The organism is Hutsoniella sourekii ATCC 700629 (assembly GCF_000518205.1).
Classification (GTDB): Bacteria; Bacillota; Bacilli; order Lactobacillales; family Aerococcaceae; genus Hutsoniella; species Hutsoniella sourekii.
Genome location: NZ_JADD01000004.1, coordinates 1 through 16,703, shown reverse-complemented (window position 1 = coordinate 16,703; position 16,703 = coordinate 1). Strand labels below are relative to the sequence as shown.

General features: G+C 37.4%; 10 protein-coding genes. 8 read left to right on the top strand and 2 right to left on the bottom strand.

All coding sequences use genetic code 11. The annotated features are described in order from the left end of the window. Window positions 1-350 precede the first annotated feature (350 nt). Together T408_RS0100685 and T408_RS0100670 are read right to left on the bottom strand one after the other, a co-directional pair. Window positions 351-791 carry a hypothetical protein gene (locus tag T408_RS0100685; protein ID WP_028118238.1) on the bottom strand — a complete coding sequence of 147 codons (441 nt, stop codon included), beginning with the start codon at window positions 789-791 and terminating at the stop codon, window positions 351-353. A gap of 660 nt (window positions 792-1,451) precedes the next feature. After that, entirely contained in the window at window positions 1,452-1,892 is a 441-nt protein-coding gene (locus T408_RS0100670) for a hypothetical protein (RefSeq protein ID WP_028118235.1), read from the bottom strand. A gap of 71 nt (window positions 1,893-1,963) precedes the next feature. Here T408_RS0100670 and T408_RS0100665 point away from each other — a divergent pair, with 71 nt between their 5' ends. From T408_RS0100665 to T408_RS0100610, 8 genes are all read left to right on the top strand, one after another. Next, the gene (locus tag T408_RS0100665; RefSeq protein ID WP_028118234.1) at window positions 1,964-2,608 is read left to right on the top strand and encodes a hypothetical protein; all 645 of its coding nucleotides are present in this window, start codon (window positions 1,964-1,966) and stop codon (window positions 2,606-2,608) included. A gap of 1 nt (window position 2,609) precedes the next feature. Continuing rightward, window positions 2,610-3,380 (top strand): DNA/RNA non-specific endonuclease, encoded by a 771-nt coding sequence (locus T408_RS10355; protein WP_169730296.1) that lies wholly within the window; start codon window positions 2,610-2,612, stop codon window positions 3,378-3,380. A 395-nt stretch (window positions 3,381-3,775) separates the two neighbouring features. After that, window positions 3,776-4,759 (top strand): DUF6710 family protein, encoded by a 984-nt coding sequence (locus T408_RS0100650; RefSeq protein ID WP_028118232.1) that lies wholly within the window; start codon window positions 3,776-3,778, stop codon window positions 4,757-4,759. A 31-nt stretch (window positions 4,760-4,790) separates the two neighbouring features. Beyond that, on the top strand, window positions 4,791-5,144 hold the full coding sequence (locus tag T408_RS0100645) for a hypothetical protein (protein ID WP_028118231.1): 354 nt from the start codon (window positions 4,791-4,793) through the stop codon (window positions 5,142-5,144). A 1,231-nt stretch (window positions 5,145-6,375) separates the two neighbouring features. After that, window positions 6,376-6,855 (top strand): hypothetical protein, encoded by a 480-nt coding sequence (locus T408_RS0100625; protein WP_028118227.1) that lies wholly within the window; start codon window positions 6,376-6,378, stop codon window positions 6,853-6,855. Window positions 6,856-7,149: 294 nt separating this feature from the next. Continuing rightward, window positions 7,150-9,633 (top strand): SEC10/PgrA surface exclusion domain-containing protein, encoded by a 2,484-nt coding sequence (locus T408_RS0100620; protein WP_028118226.1) that lies wholly within the window; start codon window positions 7,150-7,152, stop codon window positions 9,631-9,633. Between the two features lie 142 nt (window positions 9,634-9,775). Continuing rightward, the gene (locus T408_RS0100615; protein ID WP_028118225.1) at window positions 9,776-15,922 is read left to right on the top strand and encodes an SspB-related isopeptide-forming adhesin; all 6,147 of its coding nucleotides are present in this window, start codon (window positions 9,776-9,778) and stop codon (window positions 15,920-15,922) included. A 542-nt stretch (window positions 15,923-16,464) separates the two neighbouring features. Further along, window positions 16,465-16,703, top strand: a 239-nt coding sequence (locus T408_RS0100610) for a helix-turn-helix domain-containing protein (protein WP_028118224.1), incomplete at its 3' end; no start/stop codon positions are given.

Genomic DNA, 16,703 nt, shown 5'->3' with positions numbered 1-16,703 from the left:
GTACGAAGACTATGATCTCATACTTTTTCTTAAGCCTTGTCCTATTCGTAATCGGTAACGTGTTATTGAAAAAAACGACTGCTCAATACAAGTCGGACAATAGCATTAAAAAAAGTTATTATTACCTTTGTTCGCAGTCGGTAAGAGTGTCGTGCTTTGTCATTGAAACGTTATTGATTCTCACGATACCAGTGAATAGTAACATCCTAACATTTTATGGGTACATTCTTATTCCCTGTTTAATGCTTATCGGGGTCTCTATTGGGATATTCAGCTTTATAAGCTATTGCAAACACCTCGGATTAGATGAACCGCTAAAGGTTTGGGAAAAATTCTATCCCGCAATGGTTTCAAATATCAACCCTTTTAGATAACTCTATTACAGCAACTAGAGTCATGACTAGACTCAAAGTATCAACATCAAGAAGTATTGCAGCACATGATAATGGAATAAGATAAACTAAAACTCTATACAACTTCTCTTTAAGGGACGGCAAAAAAGGAAAAACAATAAGGCAATACATCCCCCATACAAATAGCCAATAAAACCCAATAATCAATAAGCCCATTAAGAAGATGAAAAAACTATTTAAAGAGAGGCTTAAAAAAGAGGACAAAGCACTTTCGGGGAAATAAAGAGTCACTAGATTCAGCATTGGCAACACCTGAACAAAACAATAAAAGCTAATTATTATGCCTAACATTATCCCGAAATACTCTGCGGCGTGGAGTCGGATGATAATACCTTTTAACCGCTTTAAACCATTGATTAACTTGTTAAACTGACGCATAATAACACTCCTTATCATAAAAGTTACGAGAGGATCGGTAAACAATGTCACTATTCAGCATAAACATCATATTATCAATGTGTTTAGCTACAAAAATACTTATGACCGCTTTTGAAAAGTTAGGGGAAACACTTCCACTTATAAATGATGAAGACCCAAGAGTAGGCGCAATATGGGCTGCCTTCTTACACTTTGCGCTAACAATTATTCTTGGCTCTTTAATAGTTTAGTTATTATATCAGTTCAAAAGCCTAGCGACATTTTAACTATATTTTTCATAAACAATAGCTTGAGCACTCTACCAATATTAGTTACGACAAATTCATTAACATCTGTAGAAAGTTCATCAACCACTTATTCAAAGAAACAAGAAATAAAAAGGCTATTATTGATACTTAAGGCAACAACAATGTTGAGCGCAATAACGACATCCTTAAGTGGTCTAATTGTCGCAATAAAACTAATTTTTTTAAATGTTCTAGGTGGGAAAGCGCACACAATACACTCAAGTGTAGCAAATCTAATATTTGTTATAAATTTATTTACAATTTTTACCTTTTTCAAAATAAAGAAAAAACAGATAGATCCAAACAACTATTTCGATGATCTAGCGATAATAAGAGATGAATAGAACCTGGCAACCCTATTTAGTTTAATATTCTATGTCTTTTTAGTTAGGTCATTTCTTTGATTTAAATCGCTAGCTCTATCAGTCAAAAAGGTAAGTATGAAAACAAAACCTGCGAATAACGCACTAAACAGATCTAGGTAATCCACGGGTATAGCAACAACCATAATTATAGAAAGGATACCCATAAAAAAATAAGGTTTACGCTTATTAAAAAGCTGCTCTCTATCAGGTTTGAGACTAATTATAAGATAATGGAGGAAAAATAAAACAAGAGTCGTCGCTGCCAGTATAAGACAAATTGAAACTAGGACTTGACTCCATTGTGTAAGAAACACATGAATGGCAGTTTTTGAAACCTTGTCGATTGAGAATAGAATGGAAAAAAGAAATAAACACACAGATCCAAGTAGCCCAAAGGAATAAAAACAGATATTGAATTGACCCCCAGAGTCCTTTTTACCTTTAATCATAATAAATCCTCCAGAATATTATTTTATAAATATATAAAATAATATACCAAACATAGAATTGAGGTGACATCTTGGATTTTATCTTAAGCTTTGTCAGTTGTTTCGTATTGCTACAATTCTCTCTGTTATTATTAGATCTATTCAGTGACAGCTTCCTTGATAAAACAGAGGAAATAGTAAATTCAGCACCCTCTTTAAGCATATATAAAAGATTAAAGTATTGGTTTGCTACCCACTTAAGTATCACAGTTTTTTTTGGAACCCTTATCTTCTTAAATGTCGTAAAGCTAAATGACACAATAACGACAGCGTTAGTTTTTTTCTATAACGGACTGATAGCCAATCTAATAGCGGCATCTATGACCATAAACCACAAGAGATTCCGAAAGAAAGGGATCACAGAAAGAGATTTGAAAGAATTACAAGAAAAGTGGATATTTAACATTATTTCCGCAGGGGCGAGTATTCTAATCAATATAATAGGCGGAATTATATTATCACTTCACTTTGTTTGGCAGTTCTATTTAACATCTTCCTCTGACATGCCGACCCTATCGTTAGATATAAGCTGGTTTGCAGACCTACCTCTAACTATTGTGTGCACCAACATAGCACTAATGCTTGCCATAAACAAAGTAAAAAAAATGAATTTAGATCCAGAAGAACTGCTTGAATATAGCGGAAAGGTGAAAGAAAACATAGATGAGTCTAAATAAAATGATTAAATATTGGGCTTGCCCTGTTATAACTCTTGCACTCCTGATCTTAGGAAGCGGGCAACTAACAGAATACTCATTGAAGAAAACCTATGAAGATACCTACAACGCTTACTATGACACCATAGGTAAGTATTCAATACCTGATGGATTTAGCTTAAATCCTGAACTAAGTGGAATCCCACAGGTACCTAATGACCAGACTTATGTTGAAGTCAACGGAAATATACCCTACTTCAACAATCAAGATGTAACCGCTACTGAACCATGGATTAGCCTAAGTCAACAGGATCATTTAGGACGAACGCAAGCGGCGAATGCTGTTTTAAGTGTAGACCTTATGCCTGCTGATAATCAACTAAGAAAAGATCTTAGCGAAGTCAAACCTAGTGGTTGGCAGCAAGCCAACTATGAATTTATCAGTAATGGCGGTTGGTTATATAATCGATGTCATTTAATCGGCTATCAATTAAGCGGACTCCAAGATGAACCTAATAACCTTATAACTGGCACAAGATGGTTCAACGTTGAGGGGATGTTACCTTTTGAAAACTTTGTAGCTAACACGATTGAAGAGGAAGAACAATTAGTTAGATACCGAGTAACCCCAATATATGAGGGAAGCAACTTACTCGCAAGCGGTGTTTTAATGGAAGGCTTTTCAATCGATGATAATGGCGAAAGCTTGCAATTCAATATCTTTGTTCCGAATAGACAACCTGGTGTCGGCATTGACTATTCTAATGGAGACTCATGGACAACTTACTACTAAACAATAATGGTCTAATGAAGAAAGATAACCTTTATTTCAGCTAATAACCATTGAAAGGATGTGATAACCATTACAAAAAACGAGCGGATTATATATAGGAATCTAGTTGATATTCTGAACTATACAGCGTTTACTTTGAACTTTAGATTTTACCTCATAAAAGATTACCTTAACACCATTTGTCAAGAAGAAACATTTCCTAAACAAGCAAGTGATAGACACCTCCGACTTCTATCGGAAGCGCAACATGCTTACTTTCAAGAAGATGAAGAGACAACCCTTAGGAAGCTCTTAGAATACTTATATTGCCACCAAACAGAGGATGATTCCGCTAGCTTACCGATCTTCCATTTGTTAAGCTTTATGCAAATCATACTCAAACAGGGGAAGAAGACATGAGTCCTATAAAAAAGTATCTCAAGTCCATGATAGAAGAAGTGATAACTGAACGTTCAGAATTTATGCACTCCAAGTCACTCAATGACCTAGCAAGGGATAAGCAAAGACAAATATATATTGACGCTATGGAGAGCTTAAATGACACGCTGAATGCGCCATATGCTTTGAAAGAAGGGGAGACCCGCACTCAAGCGCTGGTGAATGCAGTCGATTTTCTGTGTCAGCTCGTCCGTCGAGATGTCGTCACTTCTTTCAATGCCTCAAATATCATTTACCGAGAGCGATTATTCTTTGACTCTTTGCCGTTCTTTCCTATCAACCAGTCCGAACAAGCAGACTTTCAAATGGTCTCCATTGAGAAAGATCTAATAGCCATTCCTTGGAATTACCAACGGACATTGAATATAAGCAATCTCTTAAAAGAGCAGCGCTTTTCCTGTCATCCTACTAACCATCGCCTTTTTTACTTTGTCGAGCTAGATTTATTAGTTGCCCTAAATGGCTTACACAGCCTAGCTTATAGCCATACCACTAAGAAAAAAGGCGTGGTATCAGCTGAAATCATGGAGTTTGAACCAGGCTTCCATAAGATTTTTACTGATGGCTTATACTGGTATGACAGTGAAAGCAAAAAGAAGATAACTAACACCTTAGCTAAAGAAGAAGTCATTGACGTAAGGCTAGCCATTCTTTTTTCCTATTGTCAGAAGCTGGACGAATTGAAAAGAAAACTAAGAAATGAGGAGAGAGATAAGGAAGAACAGACAACGCCCCAAGATAAAAGCCCATACTGGATTCTCATAGATTCCTTCTTAACTATGCAGGGTTTTACACTAGAGAAAATCTGTCACCAGTTAGAATGGGACTATGAAGATGTGAAGAACATTCGCCAGAAGAACCTAGACTTATCATTTGATCAAACATGTCAGATTGCTAAATTTCTAGGTATTCCTTTAACTGGTTTATCCGCTTATCATTAGCATAAATAAATAGAAAGTGAGGAGGCAGATAATGATTAGCTACCCAATAGCAATACTTATCATGATAATAAATTCTTTAATCACTAGGCTATTGCTAAATACAATAAGAAAGAGAACACAAAAGTATCAAGAACGAAGTGGGAAGTTAAAAAATGAAGTAGCGGAAATGCAAATAAAACTCCCCATCACACCATGGGAAGTAATTGAAGAGAAATGTTTAGAGAAAGGCTGGAACTTAAAAGAACTATCAAAGGTTAGTGGAGTGGACATAGGCTGTTTAGAAAGTCTCGAATACGGCACTAACATTTATCCCGATAAACATGATGGCAAGAAACTATCAGATGTACTTGAAGTAAGCCCGATAGTTTTCAGAGAGCCTAAGTAGATGGGACGCTCAAAAGATCTTGCTTTTCATGATTAGAATCAAGGTTCGACATCCTCTTTAAGTGAATTTAAACTATCATAAAACTTTGCTCGGCAAGCTTCGGCTTTATCTAGAGTTCTCATTAGCACATTATCGTTTAGAAAAATATAAACGCTAAAAAATAATATGACCACATCTAACCAGTCGACCCTGACACAAGTTAATATTGGGAATAAAATAGAAACAAGAGCAGATCGCTTTATATAGTCTATGACATTATGTTTAACAAAACATGTGCAGGCATCTAATGCAAAATAGAGCAACAAAAAGAAAGAGACAAATAAAAGCATGAGTAGCAGACACGGAATTAAATTACTAAATGCCACATACATAAATACATGGAAAAATGTATCCTGAAAACGGAAGTATACGTGCTTACTATAAAAGAAAATTAAAGCAAAGACTAGAACAGCTAAAGCACAGAAATAACTTGCGATCAGAGGATTTTTCTTATTATCCTCTGATGTATTTAAAGGAGACATCGCTTCAATTAAAACTCTTAAAACACTTAAAGCACACTGTTTTACTTTCGAAAGGAACATAGACAACATCTTAATCACCTCTATAGCTAATTATACAATAATTCGTTAGAGAAAGGAGTCGTTCAGTGGAGACAATTAAAACCTTAACGTCACCAGAATGGCTGACAATATTTTATTCAATCATTTGTTGGAGATCATTTATTAAATGCTTGAATAATGAGTTATGGGAAATAAGAATGCAAGAAAAGATATCGCTGCACTTATTAAATAAGTTAAGCATTTTTCAAAAACGATTGGAAAGAGAAAGAGAAAATAGCCAAGTCTTGACCAAAAGCAAGAAACAATTAAACCAACGGTTTAGAACAACCAAATTCCGAAAGTAGGTGAAATTTAAAGTCTGTGCAGGAAGAAACGATAATATCGGAAATACTCAAAATAATGCCAATTATTATTCTTGGCTTTGCACTATTTTTCAGTAGGGTTCTATGGGTTACTACATCAGGCTTCCAACGAGATTGGAAAGATAGTGTTAAGGAAAGTGAAGAAATAATCGAAAGTATAAAAAGTCAGGAATCACAATAAAAACAGATGATTAGAAAGTGGCAGCTCGCAGGGAAAACAGCTAATTAAATGTCAAAAAACTTGGAGGGGTGTATATGGTGATTTTAAAAAGGAGCAAGCGAAGAGGTTCACGAAATGGGTGATGAATGATGAAAACTAAACTGACAAAGAGGATTGAATCAGCTCTTTATTTTCTAAATGATCCCCTGAAATCGGCTTGTGCGCTTGAAGTTAAGATTGGTCGGAATAAAGGAATGCCAGATGGTAGTGAAAGAGTTGATTTTATTTCCATGGATACGGACGGTACTATCAGAGCATACGAGATTAAGGTCAGTAAATCTGATTTACATAGTTCAGCTAGTTTATCTTTTGTAGGAGACTATAATTATCTGGTTATGCCCGAAGAGCTTTATGACAAAGTGAAGGACGATAGCTTCATTCGAGAGTTACGTTTTATGGGAATCGGCATGGTCGTTTATGACGTTGAGACCGATAAATTAGAAACAGTCAAAAGAGCGAAGAAGAAAGTTGTCGATGTGGGGGAGCGTATGACTATTTGCTGGTCTATGATGCGTTCGTTATATAGAGAGGTGAATAAATGGATGATATTAGATAATGAAAACAATTAAAACAGATGATTAGAAAGTGATATCTCGTAGTAACAACAGGTAATTAAATAGCAAACAAAAACAATGCAACTAACAGTTTCAAAAATGGATGTAAATAAACGAATAAGACATCATAAACAAGATTAAGATGAACAAATATGATAATATTAAAGTGCGCTTAAATTAAAGTGTAATTAAAGATCAATAAGAAAAAGGATTGATTACTATGCTTATGGGAAAAAGCTGACTTCATGCCAGCCTGGCATGAGGAATAAAAGACTATTAGATAGGATTTATCAATTAGGAGGAATAAAAATGAATAAAAAAGTAGTTATCGGTGCTATGTCGGTTGCAGGCGCTATTACAGTTGGCGTATCGCAAACAGCAAATGCTGAAGAATTAGTCGAAACAAACCATGAAAATCCACAAGTAACAACTGAAAACCAAGTAGCAACTAGTGAAACAGAAGTGACTGCTGCTAATGTAGCAACCGCCTATGACGAGTTACAAAGTGCCCAAGGGGAAGTGGTAGCGGCGGAACATGCCGTTAATCAAACGGAAGCAAAGTTTGCTGAAGTAAGTCAAGAACACGAAAACGCTAAAGCAAATCAAGCAGAACTTGAAGCTTTAGACCCAACACCTGAAGCGATTGAACAAGCAGAAGCTAATGTCGCAAGTATCGAACAGGACTTGAAAACCTTAGAGCAAGAAGAAAACCAACTGCAAGAGAAGGAAAAATCAGCTACAAGCCTTGTTAACGAAAAACAAGGAGAGGTTACGAGAGCAAGTGATCAAGTAAACCAAGCGCAAGCAGATGTAGACCTTGCTAATAAAGAAGTTGAATCTGCCCAAAAAGCCCTCGACGAATCAAACAGACCGCAAGCGGAAGCAAAAGTTCAAGAAAAAAATAATGAGGTTAAAAAAGCTCAAGATAATGTAGCTGCTGCACAAACTCATCTCGACCAAGCGAGAGAACATGACGCTAACCGTGCAGACAGCATTAATAAGGCTAACCGAGAATTAGAAGGTCAACAGCAAAAACTGAAGGTAGCTAATGACAAATTAACCCTTGATAAGACCAATCTAGATCAGAAAGAATCAGAACTAACCAAAGCTAATGTTTCCTATCAACAAGCAGAAGAAGCATTAAAAACGATAGATGTTCCAGTCATTAAAATATCTCAAGCATATCTTGATGGACTCAAGCACTATATCACGGTGGATGATGGTCCCGAATCTACTAATCGCATGATAGAGTTAGCTAAACAATTTGAAAAAGATAACCAATTCAAAGTGAAAGTAGATCCAAACGCACCAAAGTATGATGTAACAAATCTTCCAAAAGAAGTTTTAACAGAACTCACCTTATTTGGTGCTAACATCATCAATCAGGTTAGAGAAAAAGCAGGAACAGGAAAAGCTTATGTAAGTCAAGGATCAGTACAATTGGGAAAAGAAGTTGCGGATCGCTACACGACAAATAATGAAGACATATTAAAAATAGGTCACCACCAACCTTCTTTAAGAGGGGGAGCAAGCGCTGTTGGGTTGCCAGAGGGAACTGTAGGAGAAGAAATAGCCCCTGATTATATAAAGGATGAATCCCCTAAATTGAGCCTAGGAGAATTGAAGCAGAAGGTATATGACTCGTTCATGCGATTCATGGTATCAGACGTTGAGTACCATCATGCTGCAGGAATGGCTAACTATGATATTTTTGAAAGTGACCCACTCGGAGATCCAGAATATTTCGGTTTTGGTATTTCTGTAACAAAGAACAAACATAATAATTATAGACCTAGCTACCATTTTGTTACAACATCAGAATCATGGGCTAATCATAGAGATTCAACCTTTAACACAACACCAGTTCCTGTAAAAGATGAAACCCAAATCCAAGCGAGATACCAAGAAGCAAGCCAAGCCCTCACAAGAGCAAGAAGCAACCGAGATAATGCCAATAAGCAATATATGGATCAAAAACAAACGGTCGCTAGCTTAACTAATCAGATCAATAATCTTTCAAATAGAGTGGCTAAGTTAAAGCAGAGTGGAAATCTGACACCGAATGCTCAAAAGTTACTAGCGAGTTCACAAGAACAATTAGCTCAAAAACAAGCGGAACGTGAACAAGCTCAAAAAGAATTGGACTTATTTGACCAAAATCAGGAACAGAAAATTCAACAGCTCGCTCAAGCTAAGGCGAAAGTAGCCCCACTTGTTCAAGCTTTAGAAGAGAAGAAGATTGTATTGAGCGAGAAAGAAAAAGAGCTATTAGCAGCTGAATCAAATGTGACTGAAATCCAAAAACAAATTGCTCAAATCAAAGAACAACAAAACAATAAAAAACTAGCATTATCAGAAGCAAAAGATCTTCACTATAAATTAACCAACTATGATCAGTTATTAGCACAAGCTAAAGATAATGTGCTAATAACTGATCAAGCTGTTGATAGTGTCAAAGCCGAGTTATCAAAGCTCAATACTCAATTAGCACAGGCGAAAGAGAATGAGAAACAAAAGCTAGGCAACTATACCGCCTTAAATAATAAATACCAAGAACGGATGGCGAAACGCAAGGAAGAGCAAGCGCTAAAAGCCCAGTTAAAAGAGGACGCAAAACGACTTGCTGAATATAAGGCAGAAAAAGAACGAATTAATAAGGAAGCTGATGTCGTCAAAGCAACCGCCTTACCAGAAACTGGTGAAGCTAGCCAACTTGCATTCACATCTTTAGCTACTTTACTCTCCACTCTAGGATTAGGATTGTTCCTACCACGGAGAAAAGAAAACCAATAACTAAAACTTAATACCAGAATAAGAAGGTAGTAAACCCCCATGTTTACTACTTTCTTTTTTTACCTTTAAGGAGGTGAGGCTGAACATAAATAAGCCTTGTTTCTAATAGATATAAAATTAAAACATTGAAAGTAGGAATAAAATGGAAATTAAACAGAAATATGCTTTGCGAAAAGACAAAAGATATGGATTGTGTAGTGCAGTAATCGCAACGGCTTTGATTAGTGGTGTTACACTTCATGCTAATCATGCCAGCGCTCAAGAATTAGAAGCGACTGCCCCTGAAGGTACAGGGCTTCCTGCTACTAATTTACCAGAAGCACAACCTGCTCCTACACCAGCTCAAGAAACATTGGATCAAGCAGCAACAGCAGGAACACAAGGTACAACAGAAATAGCAGTTGACAACACTTCTGTTGAAGTAGCTGCTGAAACACAAAAAGATAACCTAGTCGTAACCGAAGAAACCAAAGATCTAGGTGTCGCTCAATCGGAAGAAGAACTTTCAAATAAGAGAATCGAGATTGAAAAAGATCAAGAAAAACAAGTAGCTGAAATTACAAATAAAGGAAACCAATATCAAGCTGAAAAAACACAGCACAATAAAGAGATTGAAAAGTACAATCAAGAAAAAGCTCAATATGATCAAGAAAAAGCCCAGTATGACAAAGACAAACAAAAATATGATCAGGACAAAAGTCAATATGACCAAGATCAGAATCAATTTGTAGAAGACTTAAACCAATATAACAATGATAAGCAAGCCTATGATCAAGCATTACAAAAATACCAACAGGATCTTGTGACCTACAATGAAAGCAAAAAACAATATGATCAAGCAAAAATTGAACATGATCAACAAGTGGCTGAAGTCAATCGGAAAAATCAAGAAATCGCTGAATATAACCGAAGACAACGAGAAGCTTATCAATTGGTTGCTGATAGAAATAAAAATAAAATCTATGTAGAAGGCGTGAAGAACCCTGAAGACCACCCAAGAGGATATGGCTACCAAAATTACTTCTCTCCTTCTGGCAGTTGGACGAATAGAAAGTCACAGTCCATAGGCAGTTTTGCCGCCTTTGTCGCAGAAGGACAAATCAATCGACCTTCCGACTTTGAGAATAATTACTCTATTTATTTCTATGAACCTGAACAAAAAATCAAAGAAAGTAATATTATCAAGAGTATCAACTTCTGGGATGTCCCTATCACTCCTTTAAGTGGAGGATCAGTTAGCACATTTTCACCTGGTGAAATTAGCTATAACACTGGTCAATCATCTAGACGTTATAAAGTAAGAAGTGGTAGCTGGTACCGTATGCCAAACGCTGTCACACTCCAAGATGGGACAAGACGTGATCTTGACTTTAGACTCACCCAAGCTGACGGTAACTTTGCTAATGATTATCTATACCTTTGGAACGACAACAATATCATTAATTACCGCTCTGCTAACCATGGACAAGGTGACCCAAGTACTATTACAGCCATTTATCAAGTGGCAGGACATAATAACGAAGATTTCCTTTGGGTCAATGCTGCAGTTGATATCGACTTTGGACAATACCTCTACTATGATAAAAAGACTACTGATGTGTTATCAGTAGGTGGTGGTCTCTACCATTATGACGGAATGTTTGGTAATGATGCATTTGTGCAATCCGATAAAGATCTTGGATGGACGTGGGGCAGACATACTGGAAGCTCTGGTCTTCGTGGTAAAGAGTCAGCTCCTGATGGTATTGCTGTTTTTGTAACATATGGCTCGACCTATTGGAAGAAACTCCAAAACTATAATGGGGGAATTACAAGCGGAATTGCAGATGGAGACTTTGCCGTTAAGGTAAATTTCTCTGTCCCGACACTCAAAGAAAGAATTCCAATAACACCTCCAACATTTAATGTAGTAGACCCAACCCCACCAACGCCACCAGTGGAGCCTAATGCACCAACACCACCTGCACCACCATCAGACGAACCAGCTAAACCAACGGTTACAATCTATGACTATCGTCTAAGATATCAACCAGGAAACGTGAAAGATGTAACCAATACAGATGGTGTTATTATTAATGGTCATAAAGTTCCTAAGGGATCAGAAGTGAGATGGGTACTTAATAACGATGTGTTGAAGAAGAACCGTGAAACAATCGTTTCTTACACCATGGAAGACGCATTACCAAGCGGATTTGAAGTAGACAGAGAGAAGACAGCACTCGCAACACCTGCTTATACCTTATCGTTTGATCCAGAAAAAAATACCGTAACCTTTACAGCAACCCAAGCAACACTTAATGCTTTCAATGCTGATAAGACATCTCAAATGTATGTACCTATTGCTACTATCGTAGGGCGTGTGTTAAACGATAAGGCGGTATACGAGAACAGATTCTTAACAACTATTCATACACCAAACAATAATAAGATTACTGTCCCATCTAATAAGGTCATTGTAGAAACACCAGGTGGAGACAATCCTATCGACCCTGTGAAAACGAACAAAAACCAAGCAGGCATTATTATTAATGGGAAGCCAGTTGTGGCAGGATCAGATAATCTCTACACGTTAACGTGGGATCTTGATCAATATAAAGGAATTAAATCTACTCAAGAAGCTATCAGAAAAGGGTTCTATTATGTAGACGATTACCCAGAAGAAGCTGTTGTTCCCAAGACTCAAAGAGTGTCTATTACTGATAATCAAGGACAAGCGGTTAGCGGAATCACGGTCAACAATTACAACTCATTGAGTGAGGCTCCTCAAGAAATCGTTGATATGCTTAAAAATGCTGATATTGCTAACAGATTGAAAGGGTCATTCCAAGTATTCAGTGTGGATAACCCTGAAAAGTTCTTCAACGAGTATGTTGTTAAAGGAATCAATCTAACGATTGTTACACCGATGACAGTTAAAGAAGAGCTAGCTCAATTAGGCGCTACTTATAAGAATAATGCCTTCCAAGTAGATTTCGGTAATGGTTATTACACGAATGAAGTCACTAACAATGTTCCTGTTCCTGATCCACAAAAACAAAACCTTAATAAGGATGGGGTTAATATCAATGGAACAGTCGTACCAGTAGGAACAACCAATGTTTATACCATGAAATGGGACTTCAAGGATTTCAAGGAAGCAACGATTGATCCAGACGTGATTGCTAAAGGACTCTTCTTCGTTGACGACTACCCAGAAGAAGTCGTAACCATCGATACCAACAACGTTCGTCTAACTGATCAAAACGGACAAGCGGTTGAGGGCGTTTCATGGAAAACATACCAGACAATCGCTGAAGCGCCAGAACATCTACAAGAAGTTCTAAGCACTTTAAATATCAAAGGCGCTTTCCAACTGTTTACAGCGGATGATCCAACTGCCTTCACTGAAAGATATGTGAAGACAGGTTCTGACATCACGATTCAAGACCCAATGGTCGTTCACCAATCACTACACGGTCAAGTTGTTCGCTACGACAATAAAGCCTTCCAAATTAATTACGGAACCGCCTTTGAAACGGAAGTTGTAACCAACACCACGCCACCTGTAGACCCAGATAAACAAGCAGAAAATACAGATGGTGTGAATATCAACGGTACAGTTGTTTTAGCAGGCGACACCATTAACTACCAATTAACTTGGAATCTTGACGGCTACAAAGGCATTAAGGCGACTAAAGCAGATATCGCTAATGGATTCTTCCATATTGACGATTATCCAGAAGAAGCCCTAAACGCTGACGCTAGTAAAGTGATTGTCGTTGACCAAAATGGGGAAGCTGCTATTGGACTAAACAAAGTAGTTCTAAATTCTATTAATGAAGCTAGCGAAGCCATTCAAGAAGCATTCCGCAAAGCAAATTACGCACCAAAAGGCGCTTTCCTACTAACTTACGCTGAAGATCCAGAAGACTTCTATAACCGTTATGTAGTCACAGGAACTAATCTCTATATCACAGCACCTATGGTAGTTAAAGAGTCTACTAAAGATAGCGGACAAATGTTTGAGAACCAAGCAGTTCAAATTGAATTTAATAATAAGTCGGCTACCGATGTCGTCCAAAACATTGTTCCAGACGTTGAACCTGAAAAAGATAATTACAATACCGATCAAGTATTGATCAATGGTAAACCAGTCTTAGTTGGATCTACCAATAACTATAAGGTGACATGGAACTTATCGCCTTATAAAGGTATTAAAGCGACCAAAGACACTGTAGCTAAAGGCTTCCACCTATTCGATGATTATCCAGAAGAAGCGGTAATTATTGATACGGATAATATTGTTATTAGAGATAATAACGGAGATTTAGCAGTCGGAGTTACTGTGACACAATATAGCGAGATCACCCAAGCACCAGAAGCGATCCAAGCGCTCATTCAAGCGAACGGCTATCAATTTAACGGAGCTTTCCAAGTCTTCAGCGCCCAAAATCCAGTTGACTTCTACAACCGCTATGTGGTAACAGGAATTGATTTGATTATTGAAAATCCAATGGTCGTTAAGAAAGAAGCTGAAGGTAAGACTTATACAAACACAGCCTTCCAAACCGATTTCGGGCAAGGATATCAAACAAAAACGGTTGAAAACAAGGTACCAAAACCTGATCCTAAGAAGGAAAACCTGAATGAAAATATGGTTGATATCAACGGCAAGACTGTTGCTGCTGGTTCTGTTAACGTGTATAAGTTAACTTGGGATCTAACAGACTATCAAGGCATTAATGCCACAGTCGATGAAGTAGCCAAAGGCTTCTTCTACTTGGACGATTATCCAGAAGAAGCGCTAATCGTTAACGCAGGAAGAGCAACCGTTACTGACCAAGACGGACAAGCGGTTGAAGGTATTACAATCAAAACTTATAGTGAACTGGCTGAAGCACCAGACTGGATTCAAACAGCTATTGCTAACAGCAATATGACCATCAAAGGTGCTTTCCAAATCTTCAGCGCTGACAATCCGAAGGACTTCTACCAAAAATATGTTCAAACTGGACAACGCTTGACTATCCTAACGCCAATGACTGTTAAGGATGAAATGGGAGTTACTGGTGGTAGTTATGAAAACACGGCTTATCAATTTGATTTCGGCTTAGGCTATCAAACAGAAACAGTCGTTAATAACGTCCCTACTTCTGAACCTAAGAAGGAAAACCTCAATCAAGCAGGCGTAAATATTAATGGTAAAAATGTCTTACCTGGTTCCGTTAACGTCTACAAGTTAACGTGGGACTTAGATCAATATATGGGTATCTATGCTTCAAAAGAAACAATCGCTAAAGGATTCTACTTCTTTGACGATTATCCAGAAGAAGCGCTATTAACCAACCCAGAATTGATTACTATCACTGACATGAATGGTGAACCAGTTACAGGTATTACTTATACGGTTTATAAGAGTCTTCAAGACGCACCAGAAAACTTGCAGAACCTACTAGCAAATAGTGGTATTCAAGGGGCTTTCCAAGTCTTTAGTGCGGACGACCCAGAAGACTTCTTTACCAAGTATGTCTTTACAGGCACAAATATTGTGATTACTAACCCGATGACAGTCAGAAAAGAAATGGCTGAAACTGGTGGCAAGTACACGAACAAGGCATTCCAATCTGAATTCGGAATCGTGAAAGAAACGGATGTCGTTGAAAATAACGTTCCGAAGATTGAGCCTGAAAAAGATGTCACTATCGATGTTGGCGGTGACTCAATCAATAACGGTATTGTTGAGTATGGACAAACCTTTAACTACCGCCTAGTAGGAGCAAGTCTTCCTTCTAACCGTTCAGATGAACTATTCGAATACCGCTTCATTGACGACTATCAAGAGTCGCACGATCGGTACGATGGTATCTTCAAAGTCTTTGCACTTAAAGATATTAAGCTAAAAGACGGAACAGTTATTCCAGCTGGTACCGAGATCACGGAATATGCTAAGCAAACGCATGATGAAGCGAAAGGAATTGTAGACATTGCCCTAGACGAAGACTTCCTAAGAAGCATTGATCTAGATTCTGAATTCCAAGCGGAACTATACTTGCAGATGACTAGAATCAATTACGGTTCTGTAGACAATGAGTTTACAAATGTGATTAATGGGGTAGAGGTACTATCAAACAAAGTAACCACCCATACACCACAACCAGATCCTGAAAAACCTGATCCGCAAAAACCAAGCAAAGGTTTACTTCCAGAAACTGGGGAAGGTTTAAATAGTTACCTATCCTTAGCAGGTTTACTAGCACTAGTAACAGGAATCTTTGGCTTTAAGAAAAAGAAAGATGAAGCAATAGACTAAAAGGCACAAAGACTAATCAAAAGTTATACAGTTTTATCCCATCATAGATGGCAATCAATTTAGCCATCTATGATGGGTTTGTTTTAGGTAGATGTTTATAGACCTTAATAGCAGCTTCACAGGGGGTCTAAATTCTAAAATAAAACATAGACATAGCAAATATTGACATAACGAATGATAAACAACCACTATTGATAAATCCTATATTATTTAGATCCCCTGTGAAGCTGCTATTAGGTCATTCTTTTAAACGAAAAAACATATTTATTTATAATCATTAAAATCTATTTGTGAAACAATAAAATTTTAATTATAATAGAGTTGGAATTACAATCTGCTCTATAGACATATTGCCACGCTGGCAAGAAGTCAACCTATCTTCCTCTAATCAGAGGGCATAGCGCTTCCCAACCTGAAAGTTTTACTTACGACAACTACTTTCTTTCTGATAGATTGTAAAATTAATTGCGACAAACAAGAAAACCCATAACAGGTTCGTGTAAAATGTTAGTAACCACAAAAACACACACGGAGGACCTGTTATGAGCTACAAACATCTTACCATAGAAGACCGTTCAAAAATAGAAGTACTTTATCATGAGGGCTATACAGCTAGTCAAATTGCTCAAGCCATTGGGCGACACCGCTCAACAATTTATCGTGAACTTAAACGTGTTCAATCAGCTAGTTATGATGCCCAACTGGCTCAAGATAACGCCACTGAACATAAATCTCTTAAAGGACGTCGTCCTAAACATACCCCTGAGTTAATTCAAGATAT

What these genes read in the sequence shown, in the direction of transcription:
- T408_RS0100685 (WP_028118238.1), bottom strand. Translation starts at nt 791, where the DNA reads ATGCGTCAGTTTAACAAGTTAATCAATGGTTTAAAGCGGTTAAAAGGT.
- T408_RS0100670 (WP_028118235.1), bottom strand. Translation starts at nt 1,892, where the DNA reads ATGATTAAAGGTAAAAAGGACTCTGGGGGTCAATTCAATATCTGTTTT.
- T408_RS10355 (WP_169730296.1), top strand. Translation starts at nt 2,610, where the DNA reads ATGATTAAATATTGGGCTTGCCCTGTTATAACTCTTGCACTCCTGATC.
- T408_RS0100650 (WP_028118232.1), top strand. Translation starts at nt 3,776, where the DNA reads ATGAGTCCTATAAAAAAGTATCTCAAGTCCATGATAGAAGAAGTGATA.
- T408_RS0100645 (WP_028118231.1), top strand. Translation starts at nt 4,791, where the DNA reads ATGATTAGCTACCCAATAGCAATACTTATCATGATAATAAATTCTTTA.
- T408_RS0100625 (WP_028118227.1), top strand. Translation starts at nt 6,376, where the DNA reads ATGAAAACTAAACTGACAAAGAGGATTGAATCAGCTCTTTATTTTCTA.
- T408_RS0100620 (WP_028118226.1), top strand. Translation starts at nt 7,150, where the DNA reads ATGAATAAAAAAGTAGTTATCGGTGCTATGTCGGTTGCAGGCGCTATT.
- T408_RS0100615 (WP_028118225.1), top strand. Translation starts at nt 9,776, where the DNA reads ATGGAAATTAAACAGAAATATGCTTTGCGAAAAGACAAAAGATATGGA.